Origin of the sequence: Labedella populi, from assembly GCF_004078655.1 — a bacterium.
GTDB classification, from domain to species: domain Bacteria; phylum Actinomycetota; class Actinomycetes; order Actinomycetales; family Microbacteriaceae; genus Labedella; species Labedella populi.
The window spans coordinates 318,216-337,305 of sequence record NZ_RZNC01000001.1 but is presented as its reverse complement, the minus strand read 5'-3'; the positions used below and the strand labels follow the sequence as shown (position 1 = coordinate 337,305).

Here is a 19,090-nt window from a genome sequence, read left to right as displayed (position 1 = left end):
CGTGGACCGGCTGGAGCGGGACCGGTCGGCCGAGGAGGCCCCGGAGGAGCTCGCGGGCGGGAACGGCGAGGGTGACCGATCCGACGGCACCCTCGTGCCTCTCCTCACGTTCCTCGTGCCGATCGTCGCGTGGCTGGTCTCGCTCGCGGGCTCGTACGCGGTTCAGGACTTCACGTGCTCGGCGGCGTCGAGCGTGGGACACCCGCAACCCGTGGCCGGTCTCACCGTGGTACTCATCGCCCTGAACGCCGCGATGTTGGCCGTCTGCGTCATCTCGGCAGCAGTCGGCGCCGTGCTGCTGCGACGCGGACGCGCATCGAGCGGGTTCCGCTTGCGCGTGTTCCTCCTCGTCGTGGGTTTCGCCTCGTCCCTCTTCTTCGCGTTCGGAGTCGTGCTCATCGGTGCGAATCCGCTGATCTACGGAGCATGCCAGTGACTGCTCGACGCCGCCTCCCGCTCATCGCTCTTGTGGCCGCACTCGCCGTAACCCTCACGACGGCGTGCTCGTCCGGCCCGGCCCCACCGGGACGCAGCGTCTCCGGCGACCCGGAACGTGGCCGAGCCGCGGTGCTCGAATACGGCTGCGCGTCGTGCCACAGCCTCCCCGACGTCGCGAGCGTCGACGACGACTCCATCGCGCCGGACCTTCACGGATTCGATGACCGTGACCACATCGCAGGACAGATACCGAACCGAGCCGAGGAGCTGATCGCATGGCTGCAGGACCCGCAGAGCATCGAGCCGGGAACGCTGATGCCCGACCTCGGAGTCACCGAGCAGGACGCACAGGACATCGCGGCATACCTCTATCGGCAGTGATCACGACCGGCCGGGACCGACGGGTCGACCGGTGGTGGCTTGCCGGGGCCGCCGTCGCGACCGTCGTCGCGCTCGTCCTCGGCGTCCTCGCCCCACCGGATGCGGTCCAGGGCGGGATCCAGAAGCTCATGTACGTGCACGTGCCGGCAGCGTGGTCGGCCTACCTCTGCTTCTTGAGCGTGCTCATCGCGAACCTCTGGGGCCTCATGCGCACCGGATCAGGCGCCGGTCGCCTCGCCCGAGCGGCGGCCGAGGCGGGTGTCGTGCTCACGGCGCTGACTCTCGCAACGGGAAGCCTGTGGGGATCCGCCACCTGGGGGACCTGGTGGATCTGGGACGCACGGATCACCTCGACGCTCGCGATGGGCCTCGTCTACGTCGCCTACCTGTGTCTCGACTCCCTGACGAGCACGAGCCGAGGACGGCGCCTCACCGCGATGGTCGGTGTCGTCGGTTTTGCGAGCGCTCCGCTCGTGCACTTCTCCGTCATCTGGTGGCGCACCCTGCATCAACCGGCGACGGTGCTCGCGCCGAGCCTGTCGCCTCCGATCGACGGGCGGATGGGAGCCGCACTCGCGGCAGCCGTCCTCGCAGCGAGCCTCGTGACGAGTCTCATCGTCCGGCTCCGGCACGAGCGCCTGCTGCCACCGGCGTCGTCAGGACGCCCGACGCCGCAGGGTCCGAAGCCCGCACCACACCGATCCGACCCTGTACCGACGGTGTCCCGATGACCGGAGCGCCCTTTTCTCCCCGGCGCCGGAGGGCGATCGCGTCAACGATCCTCGTCGCCTCATGCGTCGGCCTCGGCGCCCTCGCCCTCACGGGAGCGAACGAATCCGTGACGTTCTATCTCACGCCGACGGAGGCGATCGATGCCGGACGGCTCGACCGGGAGGTCCGCGTCGGCGGATTCGTCGTCGAAGGCTCGCTCGATGAGGGTGACAGCCGATCCTCCCTCGTCTTGAGCGACGGCGAGTCGGACATGCGGGTCGTCTACCCCGGACGCCTGCCCGACGTCATACAGGAGGGTCAAGGGGCCGTCGTGGTCGGCAGTTGGGGTGCGGACGACGTCTTCCTGGGAACCGAGATCGTCATGCGGCACTCGAACGAGTACCGCGCCCCGGAGCCCGGGTCCTGATGCCTCCCGCCACCATCGGTCTGACCCTGCAGGTCCTCGCCGTCGCATCGAGCGCGCTCGTCCTCGCGGCGGCGGTCCTCCCGGCCGCGCCCCGATGGCGGCCCGTCGCACCCGTCGCCGAGCGCGTCGGCCGATGGGCGGTGATCGCCACGGGGGCACTCGTATTCGCCGCGGTCGTCCTCGTGGAGATCGCACTCGTCACTCGCGACGAGCGCCTCGGATTCGTGACGGTCGTGACCGAGGACGCGCTCCCGACCTTCTACCGCATCACGGCGTTGTGGTCGGCGATGGACGGCTCCCTCCTTCTCTGGTCCCTGGTGGTCGCCATCGTCTCCGCGGTGTTCGTCGCGCGGGTCCCGGCAGGTGTCGGGCGCTCAGCCGGCGCCGCTCTTCCCATCCATACGGCGGCACTCGGCGCCACACTGCTCTCGTTTACGACGATCTCCCTCGTCGAGTCGCCCTTCGCCGCCGACGCCGCGGAGCAGGCGAAGCCCAGCCCGCTCCTCCAGGACCACCCGGCGATGGGTGTGCACCCGCCCCTGCTCTACGCCGGCTTCGCGTGCATGCTCGTCCCATACATCCTCTCCCTCGTCGCGCTCGCCCGTGGGCACCTCGACGAGGTCTGGCGCCGGAGCACGCACCGATGGACCCTCGTCGGTTGGGTCCTCCTCACCGTCGGAATCGGACTCGGCGCCTGGTGGTCGTACGCCGTCCTCGGATGGGGCGGCTACTGGGCATGGGACCCGGTCGAGAACGCCTCCCTCCTCCCCTGGCTCGCTGCGACCGTCGTCCTGCACTCCGTCGGACCACGCACGCGGGGGCCGTCGTGGCGGCGCTGGGCCGCCATCACCGCCGGTCTGCCCTTCGTACTCGTCTTGATCGCGACCTTCCTCACCCGCTCGGGTGTCGTCGCGAGTATCCACGCCTTCGCGCTCTCGCCCGTGGGCGGGCTCCTCGGGGTCGTCGCCGCACTCGGCACGGGGGCTTGGCTCATCCTGGCGATCCTGAGAGGACGACGGCTCGACCCTCCCGCTCCCAGCGCGGCGTCGAGCGGAGCGCCATGGACGGCGTTGCGGGCGGGGCGGATCGCGCTGCTCCTCGTTCTCGCCGTCGTCCTGGTCGGAACCGTCGCACCCACGATCGTCGCCGCGACCACGGGTGCGACGGTGTCCATCGGTCCGCCGTGGTACGGCCGCACCCTCGCCCCGCTCGCCGTCGCCGTCCTCGTCCTCATGGCCGTGACACCACTCCTCCTCGATCGACGCGGGCTCTCTCCGAGCACGGTCGCGGCCACGGCGGCCGGCGCCGCGGCCGCGCTCGTCTGCGGGATCGTCGTGCGCGATGTCGGTACCGTCGTCACGACAGCGCTCGCCGTCTTCGTGACCGTCACGGGAGGACGCCGCCTGACGGCGCGCGCCCTCCGTCCGACCACGGTGGGATCGGTTGTCGCCCACATCGGAATCGCGCTCAGTGCGGTGGCCATCGTCGCCGGCGGGCAGTCGACCGTCGCCGAGCGAACCCTCGCCATCGGGGAAGCGGCGCGGTTCGGGGACGTCGACGCCGTACTCGTCTCCGTCGAGCGCGTCGATGACGGGCGGACCCTGACCGCGCGCGCGCGGCTCGTCGTCTCTACCGATACCGGATCGAGCGAAGCGGCTCCTGAGCTGCGGTACTACCCCGACCATGCAGCCGTCCTGGCGGGCCCCTCGATCGACAGCCGGCTCGGCGGTGACGTCTACGTCTCCCTTCTCGACGTCGACCCGGACACCGACAGTGCAACCGTCCGCATCGCCTCCATCCCGCTCGTCCCCTGGCTCTGGGGCACCGGCTCGCTCGTCGCTCTCGGAGGAGCGATCTGCCTCCTCCCGGCCCGTCGAGGCCGCACTGCGGCTCGGTCCGGTGTCGAGGAAGCCCGCAACGAACCCGTGAGGGCCTCGTGAGACGCGCGCGTGCGGTGACGGCTCTCCTTCTCACCCTGCTGCTTCCGCTGACAGCCTGTTCTTCGGCTCCCGCCGCCGAACAGGAGCCCGCCCCGGAACTCGTGGGCACCGACCTCGAGGGGCGGACCCGAGACCTCGCCGATCTTCGCGGACATACCGTGCTCGTCACGGTCTGGGCATCGTGGTGCGCGCCGTGTCGCGAGGAAGCACCGATGATCCGGGACGCTGCCACACGATGGGAGGATGACGGGCTTCGTGTGCTCGGGATCAACTTCCGCGACAACGCGACGACGGCCCGAGCCTTCGTCGACTCCGCCGGGCTCACGTTCCCGAGCATCGTGGACGCCGACGGATCACTGTCCGTGGAGTGGGGCATCACGGGGATACCGCAGAGCTTCGTCGTGGATGCGGACGGCGTGATCGTCGCCCGACGGATCGGTCCGATCACCGCCGAGTGGATCGACAGCGACGTACGGCCCGTCGTCGTGGCGCCACGATGAGCAGGGGACGTGCCCTCACCGCCGTCGGCGTGTGCATCCTGGTGGCTCTCGTCGGCGTGATCATCGCTCTCGCGGCTCCCTCTGCGCCCAGCGCGGAGCAGCGCGCCCGTGACGTCGCGGAATCGCTCCGCTGTCCGACGTGCGTCGCCGAATCCGTCGCCGACTCCCAGGCCCCTGTCGCCATCGCGATGCGTGCGCTCATCGACGACCGAGTGCATCGGGGTGACTCCCCCGATCAGATCCTGTCGTGGTTCCGACGACAGTATGGCGAGGGGATCCTCCTCGACCCCGGCGCGTCCGGCATCGGGATCCTGTTCTGGGTGATCCCCGTCGCGATCGTCATCGTCGCGGCTCTGGGCGCCGCCGGACGCAGGAGGTGGCGGCTCGCGACCTTCCTGGGCGCTGCGGCGGCAGCCCTGATCCTCATCCCGCTCCTGACGCCGGGGGAGTCGCCGGCCGTCGTCGCGGAAGAAGACCAGGTCGACGGAATCGACCTCCTCACGTCCGCCGCCGAAGCACACCCGGGAGACCTCGATCTCCGGCGGGGGCTCGCCGACGCGCTGGCGTCGGCCGGCCGGAGCGACGAAGCCGCGGACGAGTACGCCGCAGCGTATCGGCTCGACCCCGGAGATCGACGGATCGCCCTCGATTATGCAGGAGCACTCATCACCTCCGGTCGGGCCGACGAGGCTCTCCCCGTCCTCGAATCGGCGCACGCACGCTACCCCGACGACGCCGCGGTCCTCCTCCTCCTCGGCACTCTCCTCGACGACCGGGGGTCACCACGCGGAGACGACCTGCTCCGCCGCTACCTCGAACTCGAACCTGAATCGGCCTTAAGGGACGCCGTCGAGACACGGCTCGTCGCACCGGGGCCACCTGCCTCGAGCGGCACCGAGTCCGGGTGAGCGCACGTGGGCAGAGGGGCGATCAGGCGCTCGTCCGGAGGCGGGCACTTCGCCCCGCTCCCCCGATCCGGTCGTAGGCTGAGGCGCGTGGCTGACGACGAGCGAGACCCCGACCTCTCCGAGCAGAACCGACCGGTGTCCACGGACGCCCCGGTCGGTGTGACCTACGACTACGACGTCGTCATCGTCGGCGGTGGGCACAACGCCCTCGTCGCCGCGGCCTACTGCGGCCGCTCCGGCAAGAGCGTCCTCGTGCTCGAGCGGCTCTCGCAGGTGGGCGGGGCGGCCGTCTCGGCCGAAGCGTTCCCGGGTGTCGACGCGAGACTGTCGCGGTACTCCTACCTCGTGAGCCTGCTGCCTCCGCGCATCATCGACGAGCTCGGGCTGCACCTGACCCTCGCGCGGCGGACGGTCTCCTCGTACACCCCCGACCCGGCGACCGACGGGCGGACCGGACTGCTCGTGGCCGTCGACGACGCCGAGCGGACCGCTTCGTCGTTCGCGGCGATCGGCGCGGCCGACGACGCGCGGCAGTTCGAGCTGTTCTCGGACCACTGCCGCGTGCTCACGGAATCGCTGTGGCCGACCCTCATGGAGCCCCTCGCCACCCGGAGCGAGGCTCGTGGACGCGTCGTCGCGAGCGGCGGCGACCGCGCGGCCGACGTGTGGGACGCCCTCATCGAACAGCCCGTCGGCGCCGTGATCGAGCGCACTCACCAGAACGATCTCGTGCGCGGTGTGCTCCTCACCGATGCGCTCATCGGAACCTTCGCCGGCGCTCACGACGAGGATCTCGAGCAGAACCGCTGCTTCCTCTATCACCTCATCGGGCAGGGCGACGGGCGCTGGGACGTTCCGGTCGGTGGCATGGGGGCCGTCTCGGGCGAGCTCGCGCTCGCCGCCCGCCGCGAGGGTGCGGACATCCGCACCGACGCCGAGGTCGTCGCCGTGACGGCCGACGGCCGCGTGCGTTTCCTCGACGGCGACGACAGGGTCGAGAACTCCGTGACCGGCCGGTGGGTGCTCTCCGGGGTCTCGACGCCCACGCTCGACGCGCTGCTCGACGCCTCCGGGTTCGAGCGCACGACCCACCGTGACGGCCCGGGCGGCCACCCGCGCGAGGGATCGCAAGTGAAGGTCAATCTCATGCTCACGCGACTGCCGAAACTCAAGGACCCGACGGTGCGCCCGGAGGAGGCTTTCGCCGGCACCTTCCACATCAACGAGTCCTGGTCGCAGCTCGAAGAGGCCCGACAGCAGGCACTCGCCGGATCGATCCCGTCGCCGCTGCCGTGCGAGATCTACTGCCACACGCTCACCGATCCGAGCATCCTCTCCGAGGAGCTCCGGGCGTCCGGCGCGCACACACTCACGGTCTTCGGCCTGCACGTCCCCGACCACCTGCTCGACGGCATGGACGAGGGCGACGCGCGCGCCGCTCTGACGCGCGCGGTGCTCGAGTCACTCGACAGTGTCCTCGCGGAGCCGATCGAGGATGTCATCATGCGCGACCCGTCGGGGGCGCTGTGCGTCGAGACGAAGACGACGAAGGACCTCGACCGGATTCTCGGGCTCCCGAAGGGCAACATCTTCCATGGCGGGCTCGACTGGCCGTTCCTCGAAGACGACGAGCCGCGCGAGACTCCGGCGCAGCGCTGGGGCGTGGCGACGGGGCACGAGCGGATCCTGCTCTGCGGCTCCGGCGCGCGTCGCGGAGGAGCCGTGAGCGGACTCGGCGGCCACAACGCGGCGATGGCCGTCATCGAGGCGGACGCCGCAGCTGCCGGCACCTGACCCTCTCGCGGCGTCGACTCAGTGGCGACGATGGTCCTGGATCGTGATGCGGGGGCCGCGGCGCGGCTTGCGGATGCCGCTGCGCTCGATGAGCCGGAGGATGCGCTGGCGTTGCCCCGCCCACGGCGCGAGCAGCTCGAGCATGCCGTCGTCGTCGACCGCCGTGCCCGCGAGGGCCGTCCCGACGGTCGCCGCGAGGTGGTAATCGCCGACGCTCACCGCGTCCGGGTCGCCGTGCGCCCGCAGCGTGACCTCAGCGGAGGTCCACACTCCGATCCCCGGGAGGCTCTGCAGCCGCCGCCCGGCCTCGGCGGCGTCGACGTCCGCCGAGCGGTCGATCGCGTCGGCGACGCGACTCGCGCGCACCACCGTCTGCGAGCGCCGCGGGTCGACGCCGGCCGCGTGCCACTCCCAGCTCGGGATGACACGCCACGCCTCGGCCGCGGGCACGACGAACATGCCCTCGGGAGCCGGGCCCGGTGCCGGCTCCCCGTGCCGCCGCACGAGGCGGCGCCACGCGCCCCACGCCTCGACGACGGTGACCTTCTGCTCGATGATCGAGGGGACGAGCATCTCGAAGACGAGGCCGCCCGCGGCCAAGCGGATTCCGGGATTCCGCCGCAGCACCTCGGACAGGAGCGGGCTGCGGGACACGTCGAGGTCCGACCAGTCGTCGTGGGCGCCGAGGATGTGCGGCACACGGGCGATCGCCCATTCCCGCCCAGGACCCCACGCTCGCGCGTCGACTTCCCCGCCCACGCCGTCGCCACGCCGCTGCCGCAACCAGAGCGTCGCGGCGCCGCGCGGTGTGCGCATGGTGAGCCAGACGCCCGTCGAGTCGCGCCGGAAACACGGGCCGTCGCCGCCGCGCGAGAAGACCGACACCGTCGCCGCGAGGTCGAAGTGGCCGGATGGCCGGTAGACGGTGGAGAGGTGCGGGTCCGGAGCCGCACGCGCGAGCCGCTCTCGTCGGTTCCCCGTGGCGCGCCCAGTGGGCGCCGGGGCGTCGGCGGCCGCCGCGACGACCGCGCCGTCGAGAGCTCGGGATCCGACGGCGACCGGACGGTCGCCGAGCGCTGCGACGGGCAACGGCTCGATCGGCGCGGTGATGTCGGCGAGCTGCGGAAGCTCGGCGAGGCTGACGGGTTCGGACATTGCGGCAACCCTAACCCGACCCCACCGACATCGAGTCCGCGGCTCCGTTCACCGTCCCGTCACCCGGCCGGCGCACACTGGCCGTATGAGCACTTCAGAGCCCTTCATGCCGGCGCACGAGCCGCGCGCCGATCAGGACCCCCGCGACCGTGAGATCGACGCCGATGTCGACGCGGACGAGAACGAGGAGGCGGGCGTCCCCGACGTGGACGCCGACACCGCTGCGGCACACGAGCCGCACGGTCGGTCGTCGGTCGTCCGGACCCCCTCACCGGGTGACCGCCTCAGCCCGGACACCCTCGAGGACGCGATGAGCGACAGGAACGACTGACGACTCTCGTCAGTCCCACTCGGACGGGGCCGGCGAGCGCGTCGATGGCAGCACGACGTCCTCGGCCCAGCGCTCGATCCACTCCTCCCGGTGCAGAGTGCGGGGAGGGACGCCGACCGCGTCGAGCACCTCCTGCATCGGAACCGGTCCGCCCGCCTTCCTCAGGATGCGCGCGCGGATGACGGCACGAGCGTAGATCTCGCCCCTGACCACGATGCGCTGATCCATGAGGACGGCGCGCTCGTCGTACCCGACGATGCGGGACTCCACCGTGAACCGCTGCCACAGTCTCAGCGACTTGCGGAAGGTGATCGTCTCCGAGGCCACGACCGGGTACCACGAATGCGTGTCGAAGATGGCGGCGATCCCGCTGCGGATCGTCAGCTCCCACCGGCCGAGGTCGAAGATCGAGAAGTAGACCCCGTTGTTCATGTGTCCGTTGAGGTCGAGGTCCGTCGGGAGCGTGCGCAGCCGCAAGCGGCCGACGTCGTAGTGCCCGATCGTCTTCCCGCGGCGGAACAGGGCCTGGGCGCGGGCGATGACGAGCAGCGTCCGGAAGATGAGGTGCATGCGGGAACGCTACCGTCCGGCTCGCCTCGGACGCTCGGAGTTGTGCCGGGGCACAAACGAACGCGGCGTATCGCGCTCGCCCACGTCACCCTTCGACAAGCCCGGGAACCGGACCGCTAGAACAGGCCCCGCGGGGACACCTCGAGGAACGCGGCGCCGCGCTGGATCGTGAGACCACGCAGTTCCTGGGCGTCGAGCTCCGGGAGCCGCTCCGCGAGGCCCAGGAAGCGCTCGATCTCAACGTCGTCGAGCACACCCTCAGCGAGCGTGCGGAACTTCTGCACGTATTGCTCGCGCCCGAACGGCCTCGCGCCGAGCGGGTGGGCGTCGGCGACGGCGATCTCCTCGACGATCGTCGAGCCGTCCGTGAGCGTCGCGACGAGCCGACCGCCGAAGGCCTTCTCGCTCGGGTCGGTCGCGTGGTAGCGGCGGGTCCACTCCTCGTCCTCCGCCGTCGTGATCTTCCGCCACAGCTCGACAGTGTCGGGCCGAGCGCCGCGCTCCGGCGCGTAGGAGTCGACGTGGTGCCACCCGCCGTCCTGCAGCGCCACCGCGACGATGTAGGGGATGGAGTGGTCGAGCGTCTCCCGTGAGGCGGCGGGGTCGTACTTCTGCGGGTCGCCCGATCCCGACCCGATGACGTAGTGCGTGTGGTGCGAGGTGTGCAGCACGATCGACTCGACGGCCGCAGGGTCGGCGAGCGCCGGGTGCTCAGCGTGCAGCCGGCGGGCGAGGTCGATCCACGCTTGAGCCTGGTATTCGGCCGAGTGCTCCTTCGTGTAGGTGTCGAGGATGCCGCGCTTGGCCTCGCCCGCCTCGGGGAGCGGGACGTCGTACGTGGCCTCCGGGCCGCCGAGGAGCCACGCGATGACGCCGTCCTCGCCCTCCCAGATGGGCTCGGGAGAGGTCTGCCCCCGCATCGCACGGTCGATCGCCTCGACCGCCATCTTCCCGGCGAAGGCCGGCGCGTGCGCCTTCCACGTCGAGATCTGACCCTTCCGCGACTGCCGCGTGGCGGTCGTCGTGTGGAGGGCCTGGTTCACGGCCTGGAAGATCGTCTCCACCGGCAGGCCGAGGAGCGTGCCGATCCCCGCTGCGGCGGACGGACCGAGGTGCGCGACGTGGTCGATCTTGTGCTCATGAAGGCTGATCGCCTTCACGAGGTCGACCTGGATCTCGTATCCCGTCGCGATCGCGCGCACGACGTCGTGACCGGTCGCGCCGACATGCTGCGCCACGGCGACGATCGGTGGGATGTTGTCGCCCGGATGCGAGTACTCGGCGGCCAGGAACGTGTCGTGGAAGTCGAGCTCCCGCACCGCGACGCCGTTCGCCCAGGCGGCCCACTCCGGCGACACCCGTCGGGCGAGGTCCGGGCCGAAGACCGTGGCGCCGTCACCCCCGGTCGTCACGGGGTGCGCAAGGGCCTGCGACCGCGCGGCGACGACGGGTGCACGATTGAGCGAGGCGGCCGCGACGGCGGCGTTGTCGATGACGCGGTTGATCACCATCTCGGCGACCTCGGGCGCGACCTCGACCGGATCGGCGGCGACCTCGGCGATCGCCCACGCGAGCTGACCCTCTCGCGGCAGGCTCTCGGAACTCCGGTGGGTGCGGAGGAAGTGGGTCTTCACGGGGGGTCCTTTCGACGCCGGATCAGTCTATTGAGCGGACGGCGACCGCTTCACCGGGTTGTTCGGAGCACGCGGTCCCCGGTAGGGGAGTTCATCCCGGGGGGTGAACCCTCTGGGTTCGGGTCCGTCCGGTAATCTGACTGGGCCGCGGATCACGCGGCGCAACCACATCGAGAGTGCGAGGGGCCCGCCATGACCGGCATCCGTTCCCTCGTGGCCTACCTGTGGGAGCGCGTCCTGCGCTACGCCGTCAAGTTCGGTGTCGTCGGCCTCATCGGCTTCGCGATCGACGTCGGCCTCTTCAACCTGCTGCGCCTCGGCGTCTTCGGAAGCGACCACTTCTTCCAGGGCGCGATCGGCGCCAAGATCGTGAGCACCTCGGTCGCGATCGTCTTCAACTGGGTCGGCAACCGGTACTGGACCTTCCGCGCGCACCGTCGGCCCGACGTCGTCCGCGAGTTCCTCGAATACGTCGTCGTCTCGATCGGCGGGCTGCTGATCGGCCTGCTCTGCCTCTGGGTGAGCCACCACCTCCTCGGATTCACGAGCCTCCTCGCCGACAACATCGCGGCGAACGTCGTGGGCCTCGCCCTCGGCACGGTATTCCGGTTCCTGCTCTACCGGTTCTGGGTGTGGGGGCACCATCGCACGCCGGGGCAAGAGCTCGACGAGCACGAGATCGAGGAGCGCGTCGTCGCGGCGACGCTCGCCGACGCGCCGCTCGAGGACGTGGTGGAGGAGATCGACAAGGAGCAGGCCGACCGGTGACCGATGCCACGCGAACGCTCGTCATGATCCCCACCTATCAGGAGCGGGAGAACGTCGAGCGGATCCTCGACCGCCTGCACGCCGCCTTCCCCGAGGCCCACGCGCTCGTCGTCGACGACGGCAGCCCCGACGGCACGGCGGACCTCGCGGAGGCGCGGGCTCGCGTCGACTCGCGCGTGCACGTGGTGCGCCGCACGGAGAAGAACGGTCTCGGAGCCGCATACATCGCGGCGATGCGGTGGGGCATCCGGCACGGCTACGAGGTGCTCGTCGAGATGGACGCCGACGGTTCGCACCCTCCCGAGACCCTGCCGGCGATGGTCGCCGCGCTCGACGGACCGACTCGGCCGGGACTCGTGATCGGCTCGCGCTGGGTCGATGGCGGCAGCGTCGTCAACTGGCCGCGGAGCCGCGAGGCGCTCAGTCGCGCCGGCAACGCCTACGCCCGCATCGCCCTCGGCATCGGGGTCCAGGACGCGACGGCCGGGTACCGGGTCTACCGAGCGGACCTGCTCGCACGCATCCCGCTCGACGACATCGTCTCGCACGGGTACTGCTTCCAGGTCGACATGACGCTGCGCGTGCTCGACGCCGGCGAGAGCATCGCCGAGGTGCCGATCGAGTTCCGCGAGCGCGAGTACGGCGAGTCGAAGATGAGCCGGGCCATCGTCGTCGAGGCGATGCTCAAGGTGACCCAGTGGGGCTTCGCGCGACGCGTCCTCGGTCGGTCGCGGTGAGCGCGGTGACGGCGAACACCGACCGGGACGGCACCGTAGCGCGTGCGCTCGGCCACGGTGACCTCCATCCCGTGCGCCGGCTCGACGCCATCATCGTCGCCGTCGTCGGTGCCCTCGTCGCCGGCTTCGGGTTCTGGATCCCGAACTTCTGGGGCGACGAGGAGGCCACCCACAACGCGATCGACCGGCCCCTCGGCGGTCTCATCGAGATGGTGACGCAGCAGGTCGACGCCGTACACGCCGTCTACTACCTGCTCATGATGCCGTGGGCGCCGCTCGTCGGCGTCGAGCCGGCGCTCCTCCGGCTGCCGAGCGCACTCCTGGTCGGCGTCGCCGTCGCCGGAACGGTTGTGCTCGGCCAGCGGCTCGTGGGGCGTTCGGCCGGGATCCTCGCCGGTACCGTCCTGTTCCTCCTTCCGGCGGTCACCGACATGGGGATCGAGGCGCGTTCGTACCCGTGGAGCGTCGCGGTCGCGACGTGGCTCACGGTCGTGCTGCTGCAGGCCCTCAGCGACGGACGGACCCGATGGTGGGTCGGCTACGGCCTGCTCGCGAGCCTCACCATCGCGCTCTTCCTCAACAACGCGCTCGTCATCGTCGCGCACGGACTCGCGGTGCTGATCACACGGCCCGGGCTCCGTGTCCTCGTGCGCTTCGTCGTGGCGACCGCCGTCGGCGCGCTCCTCGCCTCCCCCGTCGTGCTTCTGAGCTTCGGCCAGCGCGGTCAAGTCGGCTGGATCCAGGAGGTCGGCCGACATACCGCGGGCCAGGTCCTTCTCGAGCAGTGGTTCCGCGACGCGATCGGTTTCGCCGTCGTCGGCTGGGCCATCGCGATCATCGTCGTGGTCGCCGGTCTGACGCGCGCGCGACGCCTCCGGCCGCTGCTCACGATCGTGCTGCCCTGGCTGCTGCTTCCGACGACGCTGCTCGTGCTCGTGTCGGTGGTGCTCCCCCTCTACACCCCGCGGTACCTCGCGACGGGGGCGCCGGCACTCGCCCTCCTCATCGGGACCGGGCTCTCGCTCGTCCCGTGGCGGGTGGTCCGCGTCGTCGCCGTCCTCGGCCTCGCCGCACTCACCGCCGGGACGTACGTCGCTCAGCGGCAGCCGCTCCGGTTCGCCACCGAGTGGCGCGAGACGGCAGCATTCCTCGAGGAGCGCGCCCAGCCGGGAGACGCCCTGCTCTTCAACGATGTGGCCTACGCGCCGTCGGACTACACGCGCGGGACCCTGAGCTTCTACGGCGATCGTCTCAGTGCGTTCGACGACGTCGCGCTGCTCGAATCGCACCGCTCGAACGGGCGCCTCCGCGACGATGTCGTGGACATCACCACGCTCGAGGAGCGACTTCGCGACGTCGACGCGATCTGGGTCGTGTGGCCGGATGCCCTGGCCTGGGACGACAGCGACATCGCGGAGGCCCTGCGGGCAGCGGGCCTCGAATTGACGGACGCGACCTCGCTCCAGTACACCGAACTGCGGTACTTCGAGCGAACCCCCTGAGAGTCGGTGACCCGCGCGTCAGGCGGCGACCGACGTCGCAAGTCGGATTCGCGGGACGAGTGGAGCGCAAGCGCGGCGAGCGTCCCCGCGTCCTGAATCCTGCCGTCGGCGACCAAGCCTCTCAGTTGCGGCCATGAGACGGTGGTCGGCGTCCAGACCTCGCCGGGCTCCAGGCTCGCGCCGCTTCCCGGTGAGACCCGGGCGGTGAAGACGAAGCAACGGGACGGGCTGATCCCGGGCGCCTCGACGAAGGAACCGAGCTCTCGGAGGCCCGTCGCCTCCCACCCTGTTTCCTCCCGCGTCTCGCGCACAGCCGCGTCGACGGGCGCTGGCCACCTCAGACCCAGTCGTCGAAGTCCTCGATCTCGCCCCACGACGTGCGATGCGACGAGCGCAGCAGTCCGAGGTCGACCTCCGCGACGAGACGCATGCGCTCGTCACGGTCCTCCTCGTAGCGGGGATCGTGCGCCGCGGACTGCTGCTGGTTGCGCAAGCGCGCCTCGAGCGTCGCGGCGACCTCGCGCCATGCGCCCTCACGAGCGCTCTCCGCGATCTCCGCCACGACGACGTCGTCATTCGCCGCCGCTTCGAGAGCGTCCGCGAGCTGCGTGTAGCCGTCCCGGCGGCGCTCGAGGATGGCGCGATCCCGGGTGCGATAGTCGTGCTGGTGCTGCGAGCGCCCGGGGCGCGACGCGACACGCGCGAGTTCCTCCGCCATGCGGGCGGCGTAACTCCGCTGCTCGGTCGCGAACCGCACGAGCTCGTCGCGGATGATCCCCGTGTAGGCATCGGCGACGTAGACGCCGCCCTGCCGGAGGATGTCGATGAGGACCTGGTTCTTGACGCTCATCGCGATGGCATGGCGTGCGATCGCGAGTCCCTCCTCGACGATCCGCTCCGTCGAGACGGGATCGCGTTTCTCGAGTGGGACGTACGGATTGATCTTCCGGAGCTTGGGACGCCGGAACGGAGAGGGCGTCACCGAGCCGCCATCCGGATCGCTCCGTCGAGACGGATCGTCTCGCCATTGAGGTAGGCGTTGTCCACGGCGTGCAGGACGAGCGACGCGTACTCCTCGGGACGGCCGAGCCGCGCCGGGAACGGCACCTGCTCGTCGAGTGACTCTTGCGCATCAGCGGGCAGCCCCGCCATCATCGGGGTCTCCATGATGCCCGGCGCGATCGTGACGACGCGCACGCCGAAGCGGGCGAATTCGCGCGCGAGCGGCAGGGTCATCGCGGCGACCGCTCCCTTCGACGCGGCATAGGCGGCCTGGCCGACCTGACCGTCGAACGCGGCGACGGACGCCGTCTGGACGATGACTCCGCGCGCTCCCTCCTCGTCCGGCTCGGTCGCGGCGAGCGCCTCGGCTCCGAGGCGCACGAGGTTGAAGGTTCCGAGCAGGTTGATGCGGATCACGCGATCGAACGCCGCGAGCGGTAGGACGCCGTCGCGGCCGAGCACGCGACCCGGGTCGGCGACGCCGGCGCACGCGACGACCACGCCGAGGGGACGGCCGACGGACACGGCGGCGAGCGCTGCACGAACGTCATCCTCGTTCGTCACGTCTCCCGGCACGAACGACGCGCTCGAGCCGAGTTCCGCGGCGACGGCGGCTCCCCGCGATGATGGGAGGTCGAGCAGCACGACGTGGGCTCCGCGGGCGAGCAGCGCACGGGCCGTCGCGAGCCCGAGACCGGACGCGCCTCCCGAGACCACCACCGTGCGATCAGCCAGTTCCATGTCGCGCGCCTCCCCTTCGAGATTAGCCGCCCCCGCCGACGACCGGAAGCCGGATGACCACTCAGGGGGAGCGGGGTAGCGTTGCCGACACAGGCGGAGAGGAGACCTCCGATCCGCCACGCGCGAAGAGGAGGAGGCCGTCGTGAAGGTGCCGAGCGAACGCGCCAGGGCCACCGCGCGGGCGAACCGTGGGACATGGGTCTACGAGCTCGACCCGACCATCGCGGAGCCGGACGGCGACGTCCCGCCCCACCTCATCGTCGGCGCCTGGCGGTCGGATGCGCGCGGTGAGATCGTCGGCGACTTCCGCCCGAACCCGGAGTACCGGCCGGCGGGGGCGATCCCCGACGACGCGAGCGAGATCCTCGACGAGGACGCGGGCCCTGCTCCCCTCGATGTCGCCGGGGAGACGATCCTCTCGCCGGCCGAGGAGGGCATCCGTCGCGGCATGATGGGGCTCGCCTCGGTCGCCGAGGTGCTCGCGGCGCTGTGGGCGAGCAACGGCATCATCCTCTCCGGCACCGTCACGACCGGTTCAATGGCCGAGTTGCAGCCGCTCTACATCCCGAAGGGGGAGGTGCGGATGCTCGCGATGTTCACACACGGCGACCGGGTGCCGAGCGAGGCGAGCGATGCGGCGCCCTACGCGCTGTCGATCCCCGTCTCCGCGCTGCTGCCGACGCTCGGCCCGCTCATCGGCGTGGTCGTGAACCCCGGTTCCCGTCTGGGTCTCGAGATCTCGCCGGAAGGCGTCGCGGAGGCCATCGCCGCGAACCGCCCCTCCTAGGCGTCGCGTCCCCTCGCGGAGGAGGGTTTGGGGCTCGCACGAACGTGGAGGCGCTCGCCCTGCGGGCCGAAGAGGTTGAGGATCTCGGCCGTCTCGGTACCGGGATTACCGATCCAGTGCGGCACACGCGTGTCGAACTCGGCGACCTCGCCGGGCCCGAGCTCGAGGTCGTGCTCGCCGAGGACGAGCCGGATCCGCCCCGAGAGGACGTAGAGCCACTCGTGGCCCTCGTGCGTCTTCGGCTCCGGCTCACCCGGCGTCGGCGGCACGAGCTGCTTGTACGACTGCACACCACCCGGCCGCTTCGTGAGGGGGATGAAGGTGCGGCCGTGTCGCCGGATGGGCTTCATGTGGATGCGCGGGTCCCCCGTCGCCGGTGCCGCGACGAGTTCGTCGAGCGGGACGTGGTGGGCCCGTGCGAGGGGCAGGAGGAGTTCGAGGGTGGGCTTGCGTCCCCCGGACTCGAGCCGGGAGAGCGTACTGACGGAAATGCCGGTTACCTCGGAGAGTTCGCCGAGCGTGACCCCGCGTCGCGTCCGCAACGAGCGGAGCCGTGGGCCGACGCCCCCCAGCACCTCGTCGGTCGACACGGCCGGATCGGTCGACTGCAGGTGCATCGGCTGCCGCCGCGGCGAGTCGGCGGGTGAGGGCGTCGTGTCGGAACTCATGTGCCCAGTCTGCACACTCCTTGCCGGAGCGGCAACGAATGTTGTCGAATCGGCAGATCTGCCCGAGGCTCGGAGAACACAGAGACCGCGCGCCCGAATGCGCACCGGACCGGGAGAGGCTGAACGATGGAACAGAACGAGGCATTCGATGTCGTGGTGATCGGTGGCGGCGCCACCGGATTGAGCGGGGCGCTCGCGCTCGGTCGGTCACGCCGCTCGGTGCTCGTCGTGGACGCCGGCGACCCGCGTAACGCGGCTGCCTCCCGCGTGCACAACTACCTCGGGCGGGAGGGCACTCCCCCGCGCGACCTCTATGCGATCGGACGGGCCGAGGTCGAGCAGTACGGCGTCAGCGTCGTCCCGGGGAGCGTCACAGCGCTCGAACGGGACGGCGAGCGCTTCCGCGTGACGGTTGAGGCCACGGGCGGCGCAAGCGGATCCATCACCGTCACGGCCCGGCGCGTCCTTGCCGCCACGGGAGCGCGGGACGAGTTGCCGGACGTTCGCGGCATCGCCGAGCAATGGGGCCGCGGCGTCGTGCACTGCCCGTACTGCCACGGCTGGGAGGTGCGCGATCGTGTGATCGGCGTCCTCGCGACGAGCCCGATGGCCGCACACCAGGTCGCGATGTTCCGCCAGCTCACCCAGCACGTGATCCTCTTCCTGAACGACGTGCTCGAGCCGAGCGACGAGCAGCGGGACGAGTTCGCCGCCCGCGGCATCGAGGTCGTGACCGGGCGGGTCGAGGATCTGGTCTCGGTCGATGGCGACGTCGCGTCCGTCCGGCTCGCGAGCGGAACGGTCGTGCCGATCGAGGCCCTCGCCGTGGGGACGCGGGTCTGGGCGAGAGCCGAGGTCCTCGCGCCACTCGGGGTGAGGGTCGAGGAAGTCCGGCAGGGTGAGACCCTTTTCGGGTCGGCCGTCGCCGTCGACGAGATGGGGCGTACGAGCGTCGCCGGCATCTATGCGGCGGGCAACGTGACGGAGTTCAAGACGCAAGTAATCTCGGGGGCCGCCGCCGGTCTCCAGACGGGCGCGGCGATCAACGCGGACCTCATCCAGGAGGACATCCGCGCGGCTCTCGCCGACCGGGTCTGAGTCCGGCGGCTCGGTCCGAAACGTAGACTGAGACGTGGCCGTTCCCAAGATCCTGCTGTTCTACGCGTTCACACCGCTCGCCGATCCCGAAGCGATCCGGCTCTGGCAGCGGGAGCTCTGCGAGGCCAATGGGCTCCGCGGCCGAATCCTCCTCTCCACCGACGGCATCAACGGCACCGTCGGTGGCGACCTCGACGGCGTGAAGCGCTACCTCCGCCGCACCAAGGAGTACGCGCCCTTCCGAGACCTCGACGTCAAGTGGTCGGAGGGCACGGGCCTCGACGAGAACGGCTTGAGCACCGACTTCCCGAAGCTCAGCGTCAAGGTGCGGGAGGAGATCGTCTCCTTCGGAGCTCCGGACGAATTGCGCGTCACGGCAGAGGGGGTCGTCGACGGCGGAAAGCGCCTCAGCCCGGAAGAGCTGAACGCCCTCGCGGCGGAGCGCGACGACCTCGTTCTCTTCGACGGCCGCAACGCGTTCGAGGCCGAGATCGGTCGCTTCGCCGGAGCCGTCGTGCCCGATGTCGCGACGACGCGCGACTTCGTCGACGTCCTCGATTCGGGCGCCTACGACCACCTGAAGGACAAACCCGTCGTGACGTACTGCACTGGCGGGGTCCGCTGCGAGGTCCTCTCGAGCCTCATGGTCGCGCGCGGTTTCTCCGAGGTCTACCAACTCGACGGCGGCATCGTCCGGTACGGCGAGCGCTTCGGCGACGATGGCCTCTGGAACGGCTCCCTCTACGTCTTCGACAAGCGCATGTCCGTCGACTTCAGCGACCACACCGCCGTCATCGGCCGCTGCGTCGTGTGCGAAGCAGCGACGAAGGACATGCGCAATTGCGACGATCTCTCGTGTCGGGAACAACTCGTCGTCTGTGGACGCCACGACCGGGTCACCTGCGACGCCCACGCGGTGGCCTGATTCGGAACGGCGACGGCCGACGCACCGGCCGCACCCCAGTCTGCTCGACTCGGCTCGTGCTGTGGGCCGGCGG

At 70.7% G+C, this 19,090-nt stretch carries 21 protein-coding genes; 15 read left to right on the top strand and 6 right to left on the bottom strand.

The genetic code is table 11. The annotated features are described in order from the left end of the window. Position 1 precedes the first annotated feature (1 nt). The 8 genes from ELQ92_RS01695 (at position 2) to ELQ92_RS01660 (ending at position 7,099) form a co-directional block, all read left to right on the top strand. Positions 2–436: a hypothetical protein gene (locus ELQ92_RS01695; protein WP_128497225.1), complete on the top strand. Its 435-nt coding sequence runs from the start codon at positions 2–4 to the stop codon at positions 434–436. Further along, complete coding sequence (locus tag ELQ92_RS01690) at positions 427–819, top strand: c-type cytochrome (protein WP_128497224.1); 393 nt, start codon at positions 427–429, stop codon at positions 817–819. The genes ELQ92_RS01695 and ELQ92_RS01690 overlap by 10 nt, the downstream gene beginning before the upstream one ends. Beyond that, positions 816–1,550 carry a cytochrome c biogenesis protein CcsA gene (gene ccsA / locus ELQ92_RS01685; protein ID WP_166426668.1) on the top strand — a complete coding sequence of 245 codons (735 nt, stop codon included), beginning with the start codon at positions 816–818 and terminating at the stop codon, positions 1,548–1,550. The genes ELQ92_RS01690 and ccsA overlap by 4 nt, the downstream gene beginning before the upstream one ends. Next, complete coding sequence (locus tag ELQ92_RS01680) at positions 1,547–1,957, top strand: cytochrome c maturation protein CcmE (RefSeq protein WP_128497222.1); 411 nt, start codon at positions 1,547–1,549, stop codon at positions 1,955–1,957. The genes ccsA and ELQ92_RS01680 overlap by 4 nt, the downstream gene beginning before the upstream one ends. Beyond that, positions 1,957–3,897: a cytochrome c-type biogenesis CcmF C-terminal domain-containing protein gene (locus tag ELQ92_RS01675; protein ID WP_128497221.1), complete on the top strand. Its 1,941-nt coding sequence runs from the start codon at positions 1,957–1,959 to the stop codon at positions 3,895–3,897. The genes ELQ92_RS01680 and ELQ92_RS01675 overlap by 1 nt, the downstream gene beginning before the upstream one ends. A gap of 14 nt (positions 3,898–3,911) precedes the next feature. Continuing rightward, positions 3,912–4,397 (top strand): TlpA family protein disulfide reductase, encoded by a 486-nt coding sequence (locus ELQ92_RS01670; protein WP_166426667.1) that lies wholly within the window; start codon positions 3,912–3,914, stop codon positions 4,395–4,397. Then, the gene (locus ELQ92_RS01665; protein ID WP_128497219.1) at positions 4,394–5,305 is read left to right on the top strand and encodes a cytochrome c-type biogenesis protein CcmH; all 912 of its coding nucleotides are present in this window, start codon (positions 4,394–4,396) and stop codon (positions 5,303–5,305) included. The genes ELQ92_RS01670 and ELQ92_RS01665 overlap by 4 nt, the downstream gene beginning before the upstream one ends. Positions 5,306–5,440: 135 nt before the next feature. Further along, on the top strand, positions 5,441–7,099 hold the full coding sequence (locus tag ELQ92_RS01660; RefSeq protein ID WP_208004232.1) for a phytoene desaturase family protein: 1,659 nt from the start codon (positions 5,441–5,443) through the stop codon (positions 7,097–7,099). Between the two features lie 18 nt (positions 7,100–7,117). On the opposite strand, the gene ELQ92_RS01655 is transcribed toward ELQ92_RS01660, so the two are convergent. Further along, positions 7,118–8,254, bottom strand: coding sequence for a DNA-3-methyladenine glycosylase family protein (locus ELQ92_RS01655; protein ID WP_243694810.1), 1,137 nt, complete (start codon positions 8,252–8,254; stop codon positions 7,118–7,120). An 85-nt stretch (positions 8,255–8,339) separates the two neighbouring features. Here ELQ92_RS01655 and ELQ92_RS01650 point away from each other — a divergent pair, with 85 nt between their 5' ends. Continuing rightward, positions 8,340–8,585 (top strand): hypothetical protein, encoded by a 246-nt coding sequence (locus ELQ92_RS01650; protein WP_128497218.1) that lies wholly within the window; start codon positions 8,340–8,342, stop codon positions 8,583–8,585. A gap of 9 nt (positions 8,586–8,594) precedes the next feature. Here the strand turns inward: ELQ92_RS01650 and ELQ92_RS01645 are convergent, their stop codons facing one another. Both ELQ92_RS01645 and ELQ92_RS01640 read right to left on the bottom strand, forming a co-directional pair. Then, on the bottom strand, positions 8,595–9,155 hold the full coding sequence (locus ELQ92_RS01645) for an acyl-CoA thioesterase (RefSeq protein WP_128497217.1): 561 nt from the start codon (positions 9,153–9,155) through the stop codon (positions 8,595–8,597). 116 nt (positions 9,156–9,271) lie between these two features. After that, positions 9,272–10,789 (bottom strand): MmgE/PrpD family protein, encoded by a 1,518-nt coding sequence (locus tag ELQ92_RS01640; RefSeq protein ID WP_128497216.1) that lies wholly within the window; start codon positions 10,787–10,789, stop codon positions 9,272–9,274. A 192-nt stretch (positions 10,790–10,981) separates the two neighbouring features. On the opposite strand from ELQ92_RS01640, the gene ELQ92_RS01635 reads away from it, so the two are divergent. From ELQ92_RS01635 to ELQ92_RS01625, 3 genes are read left to right on the top strand one after another with little or no spacing between them, the layout of a single operon-like run. Next, positions 10,982–11,557 carry a GtrA family protein gene (locus ELQ92_RS01635; RefSeq protein WP_128497215.1) on the top strand — a complete coding sequence of 192 codons (576 nt, stop codon included), beginning with the start codon at positions 10,982–10,984 and terminating at the stop codon, positions 11,555–11,557. Continuing rightward, positions 11,554–12,294 carry a polyprenol monophosphomannose synthase gene (locus ELQ92_RS01630; protein ID WP_243694809.1) on the top strand — a complete coding sequence of 247 codons (741 nt, stop codon included), beginning with the start codon at positions 11,554–11,556 and terminating at the stop codon, positions 12,292–12,294. Before ELQ92_RS01635 ends, ELQ92_RS01630 begins: the two co-directional genes overlap by 4 nt. Before the next feature lie 5 nt (positions 12,295–12,299). Further along, positions 12,300–13,796, top strand: coding sequence for a glycosyltransferase family 39 protein (locus ELQ92_RS01625; protein ID WP_128497214.1), 1,497 nt, complete (start codon positions 12,300–12,302; stop codon positions 13,794–13,796). A gap of 337 nt (positions 13,797–14,133) precedes the next feature. On the opposite strand, the gene ELQ92_RS01620 is transcribed toward ELQ92_RS01625, so the two are convergent. Next, positions 14,134–14,778 (bottom strand): hypothetical protein, encoded by a 645-nt coding sequence (locus ELQ92_RS01620; protein ID WP_128497213.1) that lies wholly within the window; start codon positions 14,776–14,778, stop codon positions 14,134–14,136. Then, positions 14,775–15,539 carry an SDR family NAD(P)-dependent oxidoreductase gene (locus ELQ92_RS01615; RefSeq protein ID WP_128497212.1) on the bottom strand — a complete coding sequence of 255 codons (765 nt, stop codon included), beginning with the start codon at positions 15,537–15,539 and terminating at the stop codon, positions 14,775–14,777. The genes ELQ92_RS01620 and ELQ92_RS01615 overlap by 4 nt, the downstream gene beginning before the upstream one ends. 142 nt (positions 15,540–15,681) lie before the next feature. Between ELQ92_RS01615 and ELQ92_RS01610 the strand changes: the two genes are divergently transcribed. Continuing rightward, on the top strand, positions 15,682–16,326 hold the full coding sequence (locus tag ELQ92_RS01610) for an SseB family protein (RefSeq protein WP_128497211.1): 645 nt from the start codon (positions 15,682–15,684) through the stop codon (positions 16,324–16,326). Here ELQ92_RS01610 and ELQ92_RS01605 read toward each other — a convergent pair. Then, the gene (locus tag ELQ92_RS01605) at positions 16,323–16,943 is read right to left on the bottom strand and encodes a helix-turn-helix domain-containing protein (RefSeq protein ID WP_128497974.1); all 621 of its coding nucleotides are present in this window, start codon (positions 16,941–16,943) and stop codon (positions 16,323–16,325) included. The two genes, ELQ92_RS01610 and ELQ92_RS01605, sit on opposite strands and share 4 nt — an antisense overlap. Positions 16,944–17,120: 177 nt before the next feature. On the opposite strand from ELQ92_RS01605, the gene ELQ92_RS01600 reads away from it, so the two are divergent. Next, positions 17,121–18,092: an NAD(P)/FAD-dependent oxidoreductase gene (locus ELQ92_RS01600; RefSeq protein WP_128497210.1), complete on the top strand. Its 972-nt coding sequence runs from the start codon at positions 17,121–17,123 to the stop codon at positions 18,090–18,092. A gap of 34 nt (positions 18,093–18,126) precedes the next feature. Further along, complete coding sequence (trhO, locus tag ELQ92_RS01595; RefSeq protein WP_128497209.1) at positions 18,127–19,017, top strand: oxygen-dependent tRNA uridine(34) hydroxylase TrhO; 891 nt, start codon at positions 18,127–18,129, stop codon at positions 19,015–19,017. The last annotated feature ends 73 nt before the right edge of the window (positions 19,018–19,090 follow it).